This window comes from Pantoea sp. 22096 (assembly GCF_052045955.1).
In the GTDB taxonomy this organism is placed as follows: domain Bacteria; phylum Pseudomonadota; class Gammaproteobacteria; order Enterobacterales; family Enterobacteriaceae; genus Pantoea; species Pantoea alfalfae.
This window is the reverse complement of sequence record NZ_JBQEPW010000004.1, coordinates 140957-156939: the sequence shown is the minus strand read 5'-3', so window position 1 is coordinate 156939 and position 15983 is coordinate 140957. Positions and strand designations below refer to the sequence as shown.

Sequence of the window (15983 nt, the reverse complement as noted above, 5' to 3'; positions counted from 1 at the left end):
CGCGGGAGTCTTCTTGTTGCATAGATATGCCGAGACAATGGCCCGTCTGGAAAGCTTTCAGCGGATTTCCAACTTATCGGGAAAGCGTAATCAGGTCAAATAGGGCGGTCAGACAAGGTAAATAGGTGTTTTATGTGATTAAGTTTATGAATTAATGGGTTTTTAAGGTTTAAAATGTATCACTCTGTAGCCTGGCGATAGGCCCATAAATGTGAACTGACTCACTGTAGTGCAGGCGTCAGATCTCTGCACCATGCTGGTGACAGGGTGTTAGACAGCATTAAATGCTGTTCAGAACCGTTGATGCATAGCATGTATCTGTTTTTCTTATATCCGGCTATTTGAATCAAACAGTGGTTAGTTATAAGAAAAATTAATCAACACGGGCGTGCTTAAAACAGCATTTAAGTTGAATGGGTATGCATGTAAACAAGGTGTGCCTGCGCAACGGGACGTTGCCAGGATATTGAAAACAGGCCATACGGAGAAATCACGGATTCGATGGCGGCATTACAGATTATTCATTTGGCACAATCAGTCAAGGGTTTTAACCGCTTTGTCCTTAACGTCGCCGATCGGCTATGCGAATGCACCATAAAAGCGCATTTGATCCCGTATCTTCACGCGACGTGCCGGGACGTCAGCAGGCTAACTGCGCTATTATGAGGCTGTTTCTCTTCCAGGGAGTTGTTATGAAACAAATTCGTCTGTTGGCGCAGTACTACGTTGATTTAATGGTCAAGCTTGGACTGGTGAGGTTCTCGCTGCTGCTGGCATCTGCGCTGGTGGTGCTGGCGATGATTGTCCAGATGGCGGTTACGATGGTACTGCGGGGTCATGTCGAGAGCATTGACGTGGTGCGTTCGGTCTTCTTCGGGTTGCTGATTACGCCCTGGGCGGTCTATTTTCTGTCGGTGGTGGTCGATCAGCTGGAGGAGTCGCGTCAACGGCTGGCACGGCTGGTGGATAAGCTGGAAGAGATGCGAACCCGCGACCTGGAACTGAACCAGCAGATGAAAGAGACCATCACGCAGCTGAATCAGGAGATCAGCGATCGTAAGAAGGCGGAGCTGGCTCGCGAACAGGTGATGGACAAGTTGCGTGAAGAGGTGACGCGTCGCGAGCAGGCACAGATTGAACTGGAGCAGCAATCCTCCTTCCTGCGCTCCTTCCTGGATGCTTCGCCTGACCTGGTTTTCTATCGCAACATTGATAAGCAGTTCTCCGGCTGTAATCGCGCGATGGAACTGCTGACCGGTAAAAGCGAAAAACAGCTGATTGGCCTGACGCCACGCGATATCTACGACGATGAAGCGGCAACGAAGGTGCTGGAAACGGACGAGAAAGTGTTCCGTCATAACGTCTCGCTGACCTATGAACAGTGGCTGCAATATCCCGACGGGCGCAAAGCCTGTTTCGAGATCCGTAAAGTGCCTTATTACGACCGCGTCGGTAAGCGCAGCGGACTGATGGGTTTTGGTCGCGATATAACGGAGCGTAAGCGCTATCAGGACGCGCTAGAGAACGCCAGCCGGGAGAAGACCACCTTTATCTCTACGATCAGCCACGAGCTTCGTACGCCGCTTAATGGCATTGTCGGCCTGAGTCGCATTCTGCTGGATACCGACCTTAACCAGGAACAGCTGAAATATCTGAAGACCATCCACGTCTCTGCCATCACGCTGGGCAACATCTTTAATGATGTGATTGAGGTGGACAAAATCGAGCGCCGCAAAGTGCAGCTGGATAATCAGCCCCTCGACTTTACCGGTTTCCTCGCCGATCTGGAAAATCTTTCCGGCCTGCTGGCCCAGCCAAAAGGGCTGAAGTTTGTGCTTGCGCCGCAACTGCCGCTGCCGCATATGATTTCGACGGACGGAACGCGTCTGCGTCAGATTCTGTGGAACCTGATTGGTAACGCCGTGAAGTTCACTCAGCAGGGCGAAATCGTGGTGCGGGTAGTCTATGAGCAGGACGAAACGCTGCGCTTTGAGGTGCAGGACTCCGGTATGGGTATTCGTCAGGAGGAGCAGGATAAGATCTTTGCGATGTACTATCAGGTCAAAGATCAGCATGGCGGTAAACCGGCGACCGGCACCGGTATCGGGCTGGCGGTTTCACGTCGTCTGGCGCAGGCGATGGGCGGTGACATCCGCGTACACAGCTCACCAGGACAGGGATCATGCTTCACGGTTGAGATCAAAGCGCCACGCATTGCTGAAGAGGTGGAAGATGAAGGCCTGGACGACAGCCTGCCACTCCCGGCGCTGCACGTGCTGCTGGTGGAAGATATTGAGCTGAATGTGATTGTGGCGCGCTCGGTGCTTGAGAAGCTGGGTTGCAGCGTCGAGGTCGCCATGACCGGTAGCGAAGCGCTGGCGATGTTCGACCCACTGGAGTTTGATCTGGTGCTGCTGGATATTCAACTGCCCGATATGACCGGACTGGATGTCTCGCGTGCGATTCGCCAGCAGTATCAGGGAACGCATCTGCCACCGCTGGTTGCGCTGACCGCCAACGTGCTTAAAGACAAAAAAGAGTATTTCGATGCGGGAATGGATGATGTCCTGAGCAAACCGCTTGCAGTGCCGGCCCTGACCGCAATGATCAAAAAATACTGGGATTATCAGGCAGATTCGGAAGAGGAAACCGCAGATGCCAGCGACGACAAAACCCGGATGCTGCTGGATGTGGCGATGCTCGAACAGTATATCGAGCTGGTTGGTCCGGGCCTGATTACCCAAAGCCTGACGATGTTTGAAAAGATGATGCCGGACTATCTTGCTGTGCTGGAATCGAATCTGATGGCGCGCGATCAGAAAGGCATTGCTGAAGAGGGGCACAAGATTAAAGGGGCGGCGGGTTCGGTCGGGCTGCAGCGTTTGCAGATGCTGGCGAAACAGATTCAGAGTCCTGAATTACCGGCGTGGTGGGACAACGTTGTTGAATGGATTGACGAGCTGAAGCATGAGTGGCGACACGATGTGCAGGTATTGCGCGACTGGGTGGCAGAGCAGGGTCAGTCATATCCCGGAAAAAAATGACCCCAGCCGAGGCCGGGGTGCGCGAATACTGCGCCAACACCAGGGAAAGCATTGCGGCCGCTATGATTTGAATAATTAATGCAGCCGCAGGGTATTGGTTAACACTGACATCACCTTAGCAAATTCATCTTCTCATGCGACAAGATTCATTAAAATTTGTGATATTGAGCAGCGTTTAAATACAGAAAACATTAATTTGGCAACACAGTCAAGCAAGGAATCATTTTCTCTGCTGCGTTGCTTATATTTTAATCAAATTTGCGGTTTTTTGTGTGGTTTTGACGCGGCTCAGCTCCAAAGCAAAGGCTGAGCCGCAGTAAATTAAGCTGGCATTAACATCTGCCTCCTGAGGCAGGCTAACGCGCTGATATTGCAAGTGACCGCCCTGAAATGACACGAATTATCCAAAACGATTTGGAATGATAAAAAAGAATCTAAAACTTTGCCCTTTCATTGCGCTGACATCATTGTGCTTGCTGAAAGTCACCAGGGCCATAGCAACGTTGAGTGATACTGTTAAGCGCTGTTTATTTATACGTTATAAGCATGATTCTGTTTAAGCTTTGGGCGGCTCATCATTCATAAAATAATAACAGTTAAGCATAATGAATGATTTGAACCGGTGCTTATTATCCATTATTAAGTGTTTATCTGGAAAGATGCTAAGCAGTAGCCATGAATGGAACCGATTCCTTTTTTCTGGAAGTCCTTGAACTATTTCGAACTGTTGCAGCATTTTGATGCAAAATGATTGAATAAAGTCTGGAAACCGTTGTGAGGTTTTCAGCGATATTTGTGGAAAAGCTGCTTTTCTGGCAGTGATTACATGAGTGATTGATTAACGTCTGAAACAAGTGTGGGAAGATTGCATGAACAAGCATAAAGGAAGCGTCGGACAGCGTATCAGACGTATTATTGGTCGTATCCTGCTGGTGTGGCTGGGCGTATGGCTGGCGGGAATATTACTCTTTTCGTTCTTACCGGTACCGTTTTCAGCGGTGATGGCTGAACGCCAAATTAGTGCCTGGTTACACGGTGACTTTAGTTATGTCGCCCATTCTGACTGGGTCGGACATGATGAGATTTCGCCGTGGATGGGGCTGGCCGTTATTGCCTCCGAAGATCAAAAGTTTCCGGACCACTGGGGGTTCGATGTCGCGGCGATTGAATCTGTACTGGATAACAGCGATAGCCGGATGCGCGGGGCGTCCACATTGTCACAACAGACAACCAAGAATCTGTTTCTGTGGGATGGCCGCAGCTGGGTGCGTAAAGGTCTGGAAGCGGGGCTGACAGTAGGGATTGAGACAGTCTGGACGAAGCGACGTATTCTGACCGTCTATCTTAATATTGCAGAGTTCGGGCCGGGTATCTTTGGCGTTGAGGCAGCTTCACAGCGTTATTTCCACAAGCCAGCCAGCCGGCTTACTGCAGCCGATGCTGCTTTACTGGCGGCGGTTCTGCCTAATCCTATCCGTTATCGTGCTGCTGCACCTTCAGGCTACGTCAGAGAGCGACAGCAGTGGATAATGCGTCAGATGCGCCAGCTTGGCGGGGAGGGCTTCCTGCAGCGTAATAAGCTCGACTAAGCCTTAGTCTTCATCAAAACCCGCTTCAAACAGCTCAATGACTGCTGCCAGCGCCGGGATCTCTTCCGGGCCGCTGGCTTCAATCTCTATGTGTCCGCCTTTAGCCGAGTCGAGCATCAGCAGCGCAATCACGCTGCTGGCTTCGGCTTCTGTGCCCGCTTCGTTGCGCAGCAATACTTCGGCATCGAAGCTCTGCACCAGCTCAAACAACTTCATCGCCGGACGGGCGTGCATGCCTAGCTTATTTTTGATTTCTACAGTTTGTCTGACGGTCATGATTTGCGCTTTTCCAGCGTGCGATGGCGTGACTGTACATTCTTACCGCGCGAACGGAAGTAATCCGCCAGCTGTTCTGCAATATACACTGAGCGGTGTTTGCCACCAGTACAGCCAATTGCCACGGTAAGATAGCTACGGTTATTGGTCTCCAGCATCGGCAGCCAGAGTTCAAGATAGCTGCGTGTCTGGTAGATAAAGTTGTGCACTTCAGTGTGGCGGTCAAGGAATGCCGCGACCGGACGATCGAGGCCGGTCATCGGGCGCAGCTTAGGATCCCAGTGGGGATTGGGCAGAAAGCGCACGTCAAAGACATAGTCAGCGTCAATCGGAATGCCATGCTTGAAGCCAAACGACTCAAACACCATAGTCAGCTCACGTTCACGCTTGCCCAGCAGGCGGGTACGCAGCATCTCTGCCAGCTCATGCACTGACATCTCTGAGGTGTCGATGATCAGGTCGGCACGTGAACGCAGCGGCTCCAGCAGGTCGCTCTCTTCATCAATCGCGCTCTCTAGTGACAGGTTTTTGCTGGAGAGGGGATGCAGACGGCGCGTATCGCTGTAACGACGAATCAGGGTATTGCGATCGGCGTCGAGAAACAGCAACTGAGGTGAAAATGTGTCAGGCAGATTATTCAGCGCGGTTTCAAAAATTTCCGGGGATTCAGGCATGTTACGGACGTCGATGCTGACCGCCGCCGAAATATTGCGTTCCGCCAGCGAGTTGGCTAACTCAGGCAGCAACACGACCGGCAGGTTATCAACGCAGTAGAACCCCATATCTTCCAGCGCACGGAGCGCCACTGACTTCCCCGAGCCTGAACGACCGCTAACGATCATCAGCACCATGACCTTCTCTCCCGTTTTAAAACCGGCACCGGGCCGGTAAAGACGCGTTACTGCTCTGTCTGGACTTCCGTAATAATGGCATAGAGTTCTTCATCACTCTGCGCAGCACGCAGACGACGACAAACCGTTTTATCTGCCAGACGTTTTGCCACCAGTGAAAGGGTGTGCAGGTGTGTTTTGCACTGGTCAGCCGGAACCAGCAATGCAAACAACAGATCGACCGGCTGGTTGTCGACGGCATCAAACGCAATCGGCTGCTCGAGGCTGATAAATACCCCTACCGCACGCAGTGTATCCTCTTCCAGCTTGCCGTGAGGAATGGCTATTCCGTTACCAATACCGGTACTGCCCATACGTTCGCGGGTCAGAATCGCTTCGAAAAGCGTCTGGTGCGGCAGGTTGAGCTGCTTAGCGGCCAGTTCGCTGATGATTTCCAGCGCACGTTTTTTGCTCTGGCAGTGTACGCCGCTGCGGGTGCAGTCTGGCGAAAGCACTGTGCTCAATTCCAGTGTAAGATCGTTGTTCATTATCGTTTCACTTGCGTGTTCACCAGGCCATTCACCGCCAGCGCCCTGATATGTGCGACAAACGGCGCTTGCTCAGATGACAAAACGGGGCGGATTATCCGCCCCATACTGTCGGCTCTGCGCGCCATGCGCGCGTAGCTAGCGTGAAGGTTAGTGTTTTTTCAGTTTATCTTTGTGTTTGGTCAGCTGACGGGCGAGTTTATCAATCAGCCCATCAATTGCCGCATACATATCTTCCGCTTCGGACGTGGCGTGCAGCTCGCCACCGTTCACGTGGAGTGTTGCGTCAGCCACCTGTGTGACTTTCTCAACCTTCAGGACAATATAGACCTGATTGATATGTTCAAAATAGTGTTCCAGTTTGGCAAATTTACTGTTGACGAATTCACGCAAAGGTGGCGTGATTTCAACATGTTGCCCGGTCAGGTTCAGCTGCATAGGTCTTCCTTCTCATTTCTTTCAAACCAGTTGTTTACGCTGGTTCGATGGCGGGATGGATAAAGACTCACGATATTTGGCGACGGTACGCCGTGCCACCATGATCCCCTGATCAGATAACATGGAGGTCAGTTTACTGTCGCTCAAGGGTTTGGCTGGGTTTTCCGCCGAAATTAATTTCTTCACCAGAGCCCGGATCGCGGTAGAGGAGGCTTCGCCGCCACCTTCCGTATTAACGTGGCTGGAGAAAAAGTACTTCAGTTCAAAAATGCCACGCGGGCTGTGCAGATACTTCTGCGTGGTAACACGGGAAATGGTCGATTCGTGCATCTCAACGGCCTGGGCGATATCGGCCAGCACCATCGGACGCATAAATTCTTCACCCTGCTCGAAGAACGCCTGCTGCTGCTCAACGATACAGCGCGTGACTTTCAGCAGCGTGTCATTACGGCTTTCCAGACTCTTAATCAGCCAGCGCGCTTCCTGCAGATTACTGCGAATGAACTGACTGTCGCTGTCATTGCGCGTTGCGCCACCCATTGCCGCGTAGTGCTGATTAATCTTCAGACGTGGCAGGCTGTCGGCATTGAGTTCAACCGTCCAGCGGTTGCCAACCTTACGTACCAGCACGTCGGGGATAACATATTCCGGCTCGCCAGTGTTGATCGACTGACCCGGACGCGGGTCCAGTGACTGAATCAGCAGCATCGCCTCTTTCAGCACCTCTTCTTTGAGGCGCGTGACGCGCATCAGGCTGCGGAAGTCGTGATTGGCCAGCAGATCGAGATGTTCGCTGACAATCAGGCGCGCTTCAGCCAGCATCGGTGTCTCTGGTGCATACTGCGAAAGCTGAACCAGCAGACAGTCACGCAAATCGCGTGCGCCCACACCAATCGGGTCAAAACGCTGGATACGTTTCAGCACCGCCTCAACCTCATCCGCTTCAAGCTCATCGTTGCCAATGCTGTCGAGGATCTCCTCAAGCGAGACGGTGAGATATCCGGTGTCATCAATAGCATCGACGATAGACGTCGCGATTGCGCGGTCGGTATCACTGAAAGGCGTCAATTCGACCTGCCACATCAGGTAATCCTGCAGTGACTGCGTGGTTTCACCCTGATAGACAGGTAACTCATCATCCTGATAATCGGTACCCGTGCCGGAAGGGGTGCCAGCGGTGTAGATTTCATCCCAGGTGGCATCCAGCGGCAGCTCATCAGGCATCTCTTTCTGCTCAAGCGCTTCACGTGTATCCAGCGCTTCGGCTTCCGACGATTCCCGGGAGTCAATCTCATCATGCAGATCGGTCTGCTCAAGCAGTGGATTACTTTCCAGTGCAAGCTGTAACTCCTGCTGGAGTTCAAGCGTGGAGAGTTGCAGCAGACGAATCGCCTGCTGCAATTGTGGAGTCATTGCCAGCTGTTGGCTGAACCTGAGTTGTAAACCTTGCTTCATAGACAGGATGGTAGTTCCCAGGTAAACATCGGTATTAACGACACCTTATCAGAGTCTGAACTCTTCACCCAAATAAACCCGCTTAACCTGCTCATCCGCAAGAATTTCATTGGGTGTACCATGCGCAATCAGGTGGCCCTGGCTGACGATATAGGCCCGCTCACAGACCGCTAACGTTTCGCGTACGTTGTGGTCGGTAATCAAAACGCCGAGGCCGCTGTCACGCAGATGCTCAATGATCTTCTTGATGTCGATAACGGAGATAGGGTCAACCCCGGCAAAAGGTTCATCCAGCAGAATAAACTTTGGATTGGCAGCCAGCGCGCGGGCAATCTCAACACGACGTCGTTCACCACCCGACAGTGCCTGACCCATGCTGTCGCGCAGGTGCTCGATGTGAAACTCTTCCATCAGCTCACGGGCGCGATCCTGACGTTGCTCTTCGGTCAGGTCATCACGAATCTGCAGTACCGCCATCAGGTTATCGTAGACGCTGAGGCGACGGAAAATCGATGCCTCCTGCGGCAGATAGCCGATGCCACGGCGCGCACGTGCATGCAGCGGCAGGATACTGATATCTTCATCATCAATAACAATGCGGCCCGCGTCACGCGGGACAATACCTACCACCATGTAAAAGGTGGTGGTCTTACCGGCCCCGTTCGGGCCGAGCAGGCCGACAATCTCGCCGGACTTTACCTGCAGACTGACATCTTCTACCACGCGACGGCCTTTATATGCCTTCGCCAGGTTTTCTGCGATTAATGTGGCCATAGCTATCAGTTACTCTTCTTTCCGCTGTTGGACGAACCTTTATCCTGAAGTTGCGACGGCACCAGGACGGTCGTGACGCGCTTGTTCTGGCCCTGGCTGTAAGCCTGCATTTTCTGCTCTTTTACCAGGTAGGTAATACGATCACCTTTGATGTTGCTGTCCTGCTGTTCAATGAACGCATTGCCGGTCAGTTCAACGAAATCGTTAGCCAGTTCGTAGTGCAGTTTTGAGGCATGGCCCTGAACCGGCTTACCGCTGTCTTGCATCTGATAGAAAGTGGCAGGATTACCGTAGGCGTCAACGATGGTTTTCTTGCTGTCGCCGCCCGGACGGGTCACCACGACTTTGTCCGCCGTGATTTTGATAGAGCCCTGCGTCACGATGACATTGCCGGTAAAGGTCGCGACATTGCCCTGCAAATCCAGCGCCTGATTCTGCGAGTCAATATTGACGGGCTTGTCCGAGTCACCGGTCAGGGCCAGCGCCGGAACGCTGGTTGCCAGTAACATGCTGGCCAGTAAAATCTTCAGGCTATTTTTGTTCATTTTGAATTTCATAAGAGGTTTTGACCTTCTCGATTAACTCGGCGTTTTTTGTCCGTAAATTGCCGCGCATTTTCATGCCGGTGGAGTTAAAGCTGCGGCCATACAATGTCACCTGGTCATCAGAGGTAACGTCCTGAGTGACAAGATTAATCTGTGCATTATCGGTTTTGATCCGCTCAAGCTGGGAATCCTGCGTCAGCGTATTCAGCTCAACATGGCCATACAGATAAAGCATACGATCTTTGGTGAGCTTTGCTTTATCTGCGCGTAACGTCCAGGTGGGAACTTTGTTCTCATCAAAGGTGGTCATTACCGGATTGTCGAACCAGCTCAGCTCGTCATCCGAGAAATAGGTCACTTTGTCAGAGACCAGTTTATATGACAGCGCGCCCTGCGGGTTATACACCACAGTGTGAGAATCGTCACTGGTATAGGTCGGCGACTGACCATTCGTCCCGACTGGCGTGCTATCGCCATCCTGGTTGGTAAGATTCCAGCCGATCAAAACCAGTGCAATCAAGGTCAGAATCAGCGTTATCCAACGCCTGCTTTTACTCATACTGATTGCCCTTTGGCATCCTCAAATTTGTTCTGCGCCATTAAGATCAGGTCACATACTTCGCGTACTGCGCCGCGTCCACCCGCAATCCGCGTGACATACTGCGCGCGCGGCAACAGAATCGGATGTGCATCCGCTACTGCCACGCTTAATCCCACTTTCGCCATAACCGGCCAGTCGATCAGGTCGTCACCGATATAGGCGACCTGCTCATCAGAGAGAGACAGTTTATCCAGAAGTTCACGATAGGCCAAAAGCTTATCGGATTGTCCCTGATAAAGATGACGGATGCCGAGCGTTTTGCAGCGATCTTCCATCAGACGGGCATTGCGGCCGGTAATAATAGCCACTTCCACATCGGCGGTCAGTAAACAGCGTACACCGTAACCATCCCGCACGTTGAAGGCTTTCAGCTCTTCGCCATTGTTCCCCATGTAGATCACCCCGTCGGACATGACGCCATCGACGTCGCAGATCAGCAGACGAATGTTGCTGGCGCGCGCCATGACGTCAGCACTGACCGGTCCATAGCAGGTGTCAATCGTGGGAATTGCCTGTTGCATTTTCTTTTCCTGTTCAGACTACGCCAGCGCGCAGCATGTCATGCATATGTACCACACCGAGCAGATGATCGTCATCGGCCACCAGAATCGAGGTAATGTTTTTGGTCTGCATCAGGTTCAGGGCTTCAACCGCCAGCATATTTGGCCGGACGCGGATGCCACCTGGCGTCATCACTTCCCCGATAGTGGCGCGCTGAAAATCGATGCCCATATCAAAGATGCGGCGCAGGTCACCATCGGTAAAGATACCTTCAATTTTCATCAAACCGTCGACAATGACCGTCAGTCCCAGATTTTTGCGGGTAATTTCCAGCAGCGCATCACGTAGTGAGGCGTCACGGGTGACGTGCGGCAGCTCATCGCCGCTGTGCATGATATCGGATACATGCAGCAGTAGTTTGCGGCCCAGCGCTCCGCCAGGATGGGAGAGGGCGAAATCTTCCGCCGTGAATCCACGCGCTTCAAGTAACGAAACCGCCAGCGCGTCGCCCATCACCAGTGTGGCTGTGGTGCTGGTGGTTGGCGCAAGGCCTAACGGGCAGGCTTCCTGGGGAACATGGACACACAGATGCACATCGGCAACCCGGCCCATCGCGCTGTCAGGCCGTCCGGTTATGCAGATCAGCGCAATATGCTGGCGTTTTAACACCGGAATCAGCGCGAGGATTTCGTTCGACTCACCGCTGTTGGAGATGGCGATCACGACATCATTTTTGCTCACCATGCCCAGGTCGCCATGGCTGGCTTCGGCCGGATGAACAAAAAACGCTGGCGTGCCGGTACTGGCAAAGGTCGCCGCCATTTTTTTGCCGATATGACCAGACTTGCCCATGCCCATCACCACCACTTTCCCCTGGCAGGCGTAGATCAGGGCGCAGGCGCGGGCGAAATCGTCATTAATATATTGATCGAGCTGTTCCAGTCCTTCACGCTCAATGCGCAGGACGTTTTTTCCCGCCTGCTGAAAATCAAAAGCTGTTGGTTGCTGATATGACATAGTGAGTCTGTCCTTGTTAGCCGTCCATGAATGCCGGCTGCATCCACAGCAGCGTCACCCAGACGAAGAAACCACAGAGTAAAATCAGGCCGGCGATGCGGCCAACGCGTCGGCGACGCAGCAGGCAGAGCAGGGCAAACAGCACGCTGACCCCCAGCATCACCCAGTAATCACGGGCAAAGGCGTGATAGTCGATACTGCCGGGGTGAATCAGCGCCGGCAGGCCCAGCACGATAGCAATATTATAAATGTTGGCGCCGATCAGGTTGCCGATCGCGATATCATCTTCACCTTTCAGTGCCCCGGCAATCACCGTCGCCAGCTCGGGCAGGCTGGTGCCCACGGCGATAAGCGTCAGGCCCATCACCAGTTCGCTGACGCCAAAGTAGTCGGCAAAGGCGGTGGCATTGTCGATCACCATCCGGGTCGACATCGGCAGGATAATCAGCGCGACGGCCAGCCAGAGGAAGGCCACCGTATTTCCGCTCTCTTCGCGGGGCAGCTCGGCCAGCTGCTCGCGCGTCAGGGTGTCGTTGTTGTCCCGTTCTGCTTTACGCGCAATGCGAATCACCACCATCAGATAAATAGCGGCGATGGCGATCAAGCCAATTCCATCCAGTCGACTAAGCTGATTGTCAAACAGCATGAATCCGCTGAGCAGGGTAACCAGCAACATCAACGGCAGTTCACGACGTATCAGATTAGAATGAACGCTGAGTGGATGCATTAGCGCAGCGGCACCGAGAATGAGTAAAATGTTGGTAATATTCGAGCCAAGCGCGGTACCAACAGCCAGATCCATCTGGCCATGCTGGGCCGCAGAAAAGGAGAGGATCATTTCTGGCAGCGAGGTGCCTATGCTGACAACGGTCATGCCAATGATCAGTGGCGGGATGCCAAATGATCGACACAATATAGAGGCGCTAAACACCAGACGATCGGCACCATATGCCAGTAAAAGCAAACCGATAATCAGCAGTGCAGAAGCTACGAACATGAAAAATCCTTGCGTAAAAACCCAGGCCGGCAATGCCTTTCCCGACCGGTTTAAGGTTCTGTTTGGCGAGACAGCCGCTGATTTTGACCGTCTGAACGGCAAAAGTAAATTTAATGACCATTTTCGCCAAATCTTAGCGGTAAGTTTCTGTAAAGCTATCGTGAATCAGGACCGAACAGGCTACCATCGTACCCCATGTTTACGCCCGATCCTTACAAGAGGTAATAATGATCCAGCAGCAAACGAATCTGGTTGAGGTTCGTGGCGTGAGTTTTTCGCGCGGAGATCGCACCATCTTCGACGACATTTCGCTGACCGTGCCAAAAGGCAAAGTGACGGCGATAATGGGACCGTCGGGAATAGGAAAAACCACTCTGCTACGCTTGATTGGGGGGCAACTTCAGCCAACTAGCGGGGAAATCTTTTTCCGTGGCGAAAACATTCCGTCATTGTCTCGCGCTAAATTGTACGAAGCGCGCAAAAAGATGAGCATGCTGTTCCAGTCTGGCGCGCTATTTACTGACTTAACGGTCTATGAAAATGTCGCCTGGCCGCTGCGCGAACATACCCGTCTTCCCGCACCTATTCTGCACAGCACGGTATTAATGAAGCTGGAAGCCGTGGGTCTGCGTGGTGCAGCTCAACTTAAACCGGCTGAGCTGTCGGGCGGAATGGCGCGTCGTGTGGCGCTGGCGCGCGCGATTGCCCTTGAACCGGAGCTGATCATGTTCGACGAACCCTTTGTCGGTCAGGATCCCATTACTATGGGCGTGCTGGTAAAATTGATCGACGAACTTAACCATGCTCTGGGCCTGACCTGTATTGTGGTCTCGCACGACGTACCGGAAGTACTGAGTATCGCGGACTATGCCTATATCGTGGCCGGACAAAAAATTATCGCACACGGCACCACGCCGGAACTGCGAGAGAATAATGACCCGCGCGTCCGCCAGTTTATTGATGGCGATGCGGATGGTCCGGTTCCCTTCCGTTTTCCTGCCGGCGACTATCTCGCTGATTTAACCGGCTCAGGGAGTAACTAAACAGATGGTCTTGAAGGCGCTGGCGTCATTCGGTCGTCAGGGAATTGAAACGTGCGCCAGTTTTGGACGCGCAGGATTAATGCTGTTTCACGCGCTGGTAGGAAAACCCGCGTTTCGCAGACATTCGCCGCTACTGATTAAACAGCTCTATAGTGTTGGCGTGTTGTCGTTACTGATTATTGTGGTGTCTGGCCTGTTTATCGGCATGGTACTCGGACTTCAGGGTTATCTGGTACTCACCACATACGGTGCTGAAACCAGTCTGGGTATGCTGGTGGCGCTGTCGTTGCTGCGTGAGCTGGGGCCGGTCGTGACCGCGCTGCTGTTTGCCGGACGGGCAGGCTCGGCGCTCACGGCTGAAATCGGTCTGATGAAAGCCACTGAACAGCTCTCCAGTATGGAGATGATGGCGGTGGATCCGTTGCGTCGCGTTGTTTCGCCGCGCTTCTGGGCCGGTTTTATTAGCATGCCGCTACTCGCACTGATCTTTACTGCCGTTGGCATCGCTGGCGGTGCACTGGTTGGCGTGAGCTGGAAGGGAATCGATCCTGGTTTCTTCTGGTCAGCCATGCAGAACGCGGTCGATTTCCGCACCGACGTTGTTAACTGCATCATCAAAAGCACCGTCTTTGCCGTGACGGTTACCTGGATTGCTCTTTTTAATGGCTATGACGCGATTCCCACTTCTGAAGGGATCAGTCGCGCGACAACGCGTACCGTAGTACATGCTTCACTGGCGGTGCTCGGGTTGGATTTTGTGCTGACAGCACTGATGTTTGGGAATTGATGCAATGCAAAGCAAAAAAAGCGAAATCTGGGTTGGCATTTTTATGATTATGGCGTTGATCGCCGCATTGTTTCTCTGTCTGCGCGTCGCCGATTTAAAGTCGATGGGCACAGAGCCAACGTGGAAACTTTACGCCACGTTTGACAATATCGGCGGCCTGAAAGCCAGTTCGCCGGTCAAAATTGGCGGTGTAGTGATTGGCCGGGTAACGGACATTGAGCTTGAATCGAAAACGCTGCTGCCACGTGTCACGATGGAGATCAGCGATCAGTATGCGAATAAAATTTCAGACACCAGCTCGCTGGCGATACGCACGCAGGGACTGCTGGGTGAGCAGTTTCTGGCGCTCAACTTAGGCTTTGACGATCCTGAACTCGGTTCGGCGATGCTGAAAGATGGCGATACGCTACGCGATACCAAGTCAGCCATGGTGCTTGAAGACCTGATTGGCCAGTTCCTTTACAAGAGCGGCGATAACAAACAAAACAGTGACAACAAGGATGCGCAGGAAGGCGACAGTGCTGCGCCTGCGGCACCGGCTCAACCTTAAAGAAGAGGGTATACCATGTTTAAACGTTTACTGATGATTGCCATGCTGGTGGTTGCCGTACCGCTAACGGCGACAGCGGCCGATCAAAGCAATCCCTACAAGCTGATGAACGAAGCGGCGGAAAAGACCTTTACCCGTCTTAAAAATGAGCAGCCTAAAATCAAGCAGGATCCAAACTACCTGCGTCAGATTGTGCGTCAGGAGCTGCTGCCCTATGTACAGATCAAATATGCGGGCGCGTTAGTGTTGGGCCGCTACTATCGTGATTCGACCCCGGCGCAGCGTGAAGCCTACTTCAGCGCCTTTGGTGACTATCTGGCACAGGCTTATGGTCAGGCTCTGGCACTCTACAACGGTCAGAGCTACCAGATTCAGCCTGAGCAGCCATTGGGCGATGCTCAGATTGTCGCCATTCGGGTCTCCATTATCGATCCAAATGGTCGCCCACCGGTTCGCCTCGACTTCCAGTGGCGTAAAAACAGCCAGAGCGGTAACTGGCAGGCTTATGACATGATCGCTGAAGGCGTCAGCATGATCACCACCAAACAAAATGAGTGGAGCGATCTGTTGCGTACTAAAGGTATCGATGGTCTGACAGCGCAACTGAAATCCTCTGCGGCACAGCCCATCACGCTGGATAAACAAAAATAATGCACGAATCGTTACGCTGGGAGCGGGAAGCCAGCACGCTATTGCTGAAAGGCGAACTGGATCGCGACACGTTAATGAGCCTGTGGCAGCAACGTGAGACGCTGATTAAAGATGTCGATACCATCGATGTCGCGGCGCTGGAGCGTGTGGACTCTTCCGGACTTGCCCTGCTGGTGCACCTGCGGGAAATCGCACGGGCACAGGGTATTACCCCTCGCTTTACGGGCATCAGCGACAAACTGCATTCGCTGATTACGCTTTACAATCTGCAACAGATTATTGTTTCTGCGGATAAAAGCGCCTGATTTCCGGTTGTTATGCTAAGCCCCTGTTTTCA

The 15983-nt window shown here is 52.8% G+C and carries 19 protein-coding genes; 8 read left to right on the top strand and 11 right to left on the bottom strand.

Going from position 1 to position 15983, the window contains the following annotated elements:
• Window positions 1-692 precede the first annotated feature (692 nt).
• Window positions 693-3044 carry an aerobic respiration two-component sensor histidine kinase ArcB gene (arcB, locus tag ACTJKZ_RS15390; protein ID WP_260059052.1) on the top strand — a complete coding sequence of 784 codons (2352 nt, stop codon included), beginning with the start codon at window positions 693-695 and terminating at the stop codon, window positions 3042-3044.
• 869 nt (window positions 3045-3913) lie between these two features.
• On the top strand, window positions 3914-4633 hold the full coding sequence (gene mtgA / locus ACTJKZ_RS15385) for a monofunctional biosynthetic peptidoglycan transglycosylase (protein WP_440829806.1): 720 nt from the start codon (window positions 3914-3916) through the stop codon (window positions 4631-4633).
• Window positions 4634-4636: 3 nt separating this feature from the next.
• On the opposite strand, the gene npr is transcribed toward mtgA, so the two are convergent.
• From npr to ACTJKZ_RS15330, 11 genes are all read right to left on the bottom strand, one after another.
• Entirely contained in the window at window positions 4637-4909 is a 273-nt protein-coding gene (gene npr, locus ACTJKZ_RS15380; protein ID WP_010251923.1) for a PTS phosphocarrier protein NPr, read from the bottom strand.
• Window positions 4906-5760 (bottom strand): RNase adapter RapZ, encoded by an 855-nt coding sequence (gene rapZ / locus ACTJKZ_RS15375; protein WP_010251920.1) that lies wholly within the window; start codon window positions 5758-5760, stop codon window positions 4906-4908. The genes npr and rapZ overlap by 4 nt, the downstream gene beginning before the upstream one ends.
• A 47-nt stretch (window positions 5761-5807) precedes the next feature.
• On the bottom strand, window positions 5808-6287 hold the full coding sequence (ptsN, locus tag ACTJKZ_RS15370) for a PTS IIA-like nitrogen regulatory protein PtsN (protein ID WP_013359876.1): 480 nt from the start codon (window positions 6285-6287) through the stop codon (window positions 5808-5810).
• A 150-nt stretch (window positions 6288-6437) separates the two neighbouring features.
• Window positions 6438-6725: a ribosome hibernation promoting factor gene (gene hpf, locus ACTJKZ_RS15365; RefSeq protein ID WP_161731786.1), complete on the bottom strand. Its 288-nt coding sequence runs from the start codon at window positions 6723-6725 to the stop codon at window positions 6438-6440.
• 21 nt (window positions 6726-6746) lie between these two features.
• Window positions 6747-8180 (bottom strand): RNA polymerase factor sigma-54, encoded by a 1434-nt coding sequence (gene rpoN, locus ACTJKZ_RS15360; protein WP_161731788.1) that lies wholly within the window; start codon window positions 8178-8180, stop codon window positions 6747-6749.
• Window positions 8181-8228: 48 nt separating this feature from the next.
• The gene (gene lptB / locus ACTJKZ_RS15355) at window positions 8229-8954 is read right to left on the bottom strand and encodes an LPS export ABC transporter ATP-binding protein (protein ID WP_009092467.1); all 726 of its coding nucleotides are present in this window, start codon (window positions 8952-8954) and stop codon (window positions 8229-8231) included.
• Between the two features lie 5 nt (window positions 8955-8959).
• A complete protein-coding gene (lptA, locus tag ACTJKZ_RS15350) occupies window positions 8960-9511 on the bottom strand; it encodes a lipopolysaccharide ABC transporter substrate-binding protein LptA (protein WP_033731276.1) in 552 nt (183 codons plus the stop codon).
• The gene (gene lptC / locus ACTJKZ_RS15345) at window positions 9486-10058 is read right to left on the bottom strand and encodes an LPS export ABC transporter periplasmic protein LptC (protein WP_161731790.1); all 573 of its coding nucleotides are present in this window, start codon (window positions 10056-10058) and stop codon (window positions 9486-9488) included. The genes lptA and lptC overlap by 26 nt, the downstream gene beginning before the upstream one ends.
• On the bottom strand, window positions 10055-10621 hold the full coding sequence (gene kdsC, locus ACTJKZ_RS15340) for a 3-deoxy-manno-octulosonate-8-phosphatase KdsC (protein ID WP_161731792.1): 567 nt from the start codon (window positions 10619-10621) through the stop codon (window positions 10055-10057). Before kdsC ends, lptC begins: the two co-directional genes overlap by 4 nt.
• 13 nt (window positions 10622-10634) lie before the next feature.
• Complete coding sequence (gene kdsD, locus ACTJKZ_RS15335) at window positions 10635-11618, bottom strand: arabinose-5-phosphate isomerase KdsD (protein WP_161731794.1); 984 nt, start codon at window positions 11616-11618, stop codon at window positions 10635-10637.
• Window positions 11619-11634: 16 nt separating this feature from the next.
• Window positions 11635-12615: a calcium/sodium antiporter gene (locus ACTJKZ_RS15330; protein ID WP_033731280.1), complete on the bottom strand. Its 981-nt coding sequence runs from the start codon at window positions 12613-12615 to the stop codon at window positions 11635-11637.
• Between ACTJKZ_RS15330 and ACTJKZ_RS15325 the strand changes: the two genes are divergently transcribed.
• Genes ACTJKZ_RS15325 through mlaB form a run of 6 tightly spaced genes read left to right on the top strand, consistent with a single transcriptional unit; the run spans window position 12614 to window position 15951 of the window.
• Window positions 12614-12871 (top strand): hypothetical protein, encoded by a 258-nt coding sequence (locus ACTJKZ_RS15325; RefSeq protein ID WP_161731798.1) that lies wholly within the window; start codon window positions 12614-12616, stop codon window positions 12869-12871. The genes ACTJKZ_RS15330 and ACTJKZ_RS15325 overlap by 2 nt on opposite strands.
• Window positions 12843-13658, top strand: a complete 816-nt coding sequence (gene mlaF / locus ACTJKZ_RS15320) for a phospholipid ABC transporter ATP-binding protein MlaF (RefSeq protein ID WP_150011839.1) — start codon at window positions 12843-12845, stop codon at window positions 13656-13658. Before ACTJKZ_RS15325 ends, mlaF begins: the two co-directional genes overlap by 29 nt.
• A gap of 4 nt (window positions 13659-13662) precedes the next feature.
• Complete coding sequence (gene mlaE, locus ACTJKZ_RS15315) at window positions 13663-14445, top strand: lipid asymmetry maintenance ABC transporter permease subunit MlaE (RefSeq protein WP_161731800.1); 783 nt, start codon at window positions 13663-13665, stop codon at window positions 14443-14445.
• A 4-nt stretch (window positions 14446-14449) separates the two neighbouring features.
• Entirely contained in the window at window positions 14450-14995 is a 546-nt protein-coding gene (mlaD, locus tag ACTJKZ_RS15310; RefSeq protein ID WP_161731802.1) for an outer membrane lipid asymmetry maintenance protein MlaD, read from the top strand.
• A 15-nt stretch (window positions 14996-15010) separates the two neighbouring features.
• Window positions 15011-15646 carry a phospholipid-binding protein MlaC gene (gene mlaC / locus ACTJKZ_RS15305; RefSeq protein ID WP_161731804.1) on the top strand — a complete coding sequence of 212 codons (636 nt, stop codon included), beginning with the start codon at window positions 15011-15013 and terminating at the stop codon, window positions 15644-15646.
• Entirely contained in the window at window positions 15646-15951 is a 306-nt protein-coding gene (mlaB, locus tag ACTJKZ_RS15300) for a lipid asymmetry maintenance protein MlaB (RefSeq protein WP_010251883.1), read from the top strand. Before mlaC ends, mlaB begins: the two co-directional genes overlap by 1 nt.
• Window positions 15952-15983: the final 32 nt, after the last annotated feature.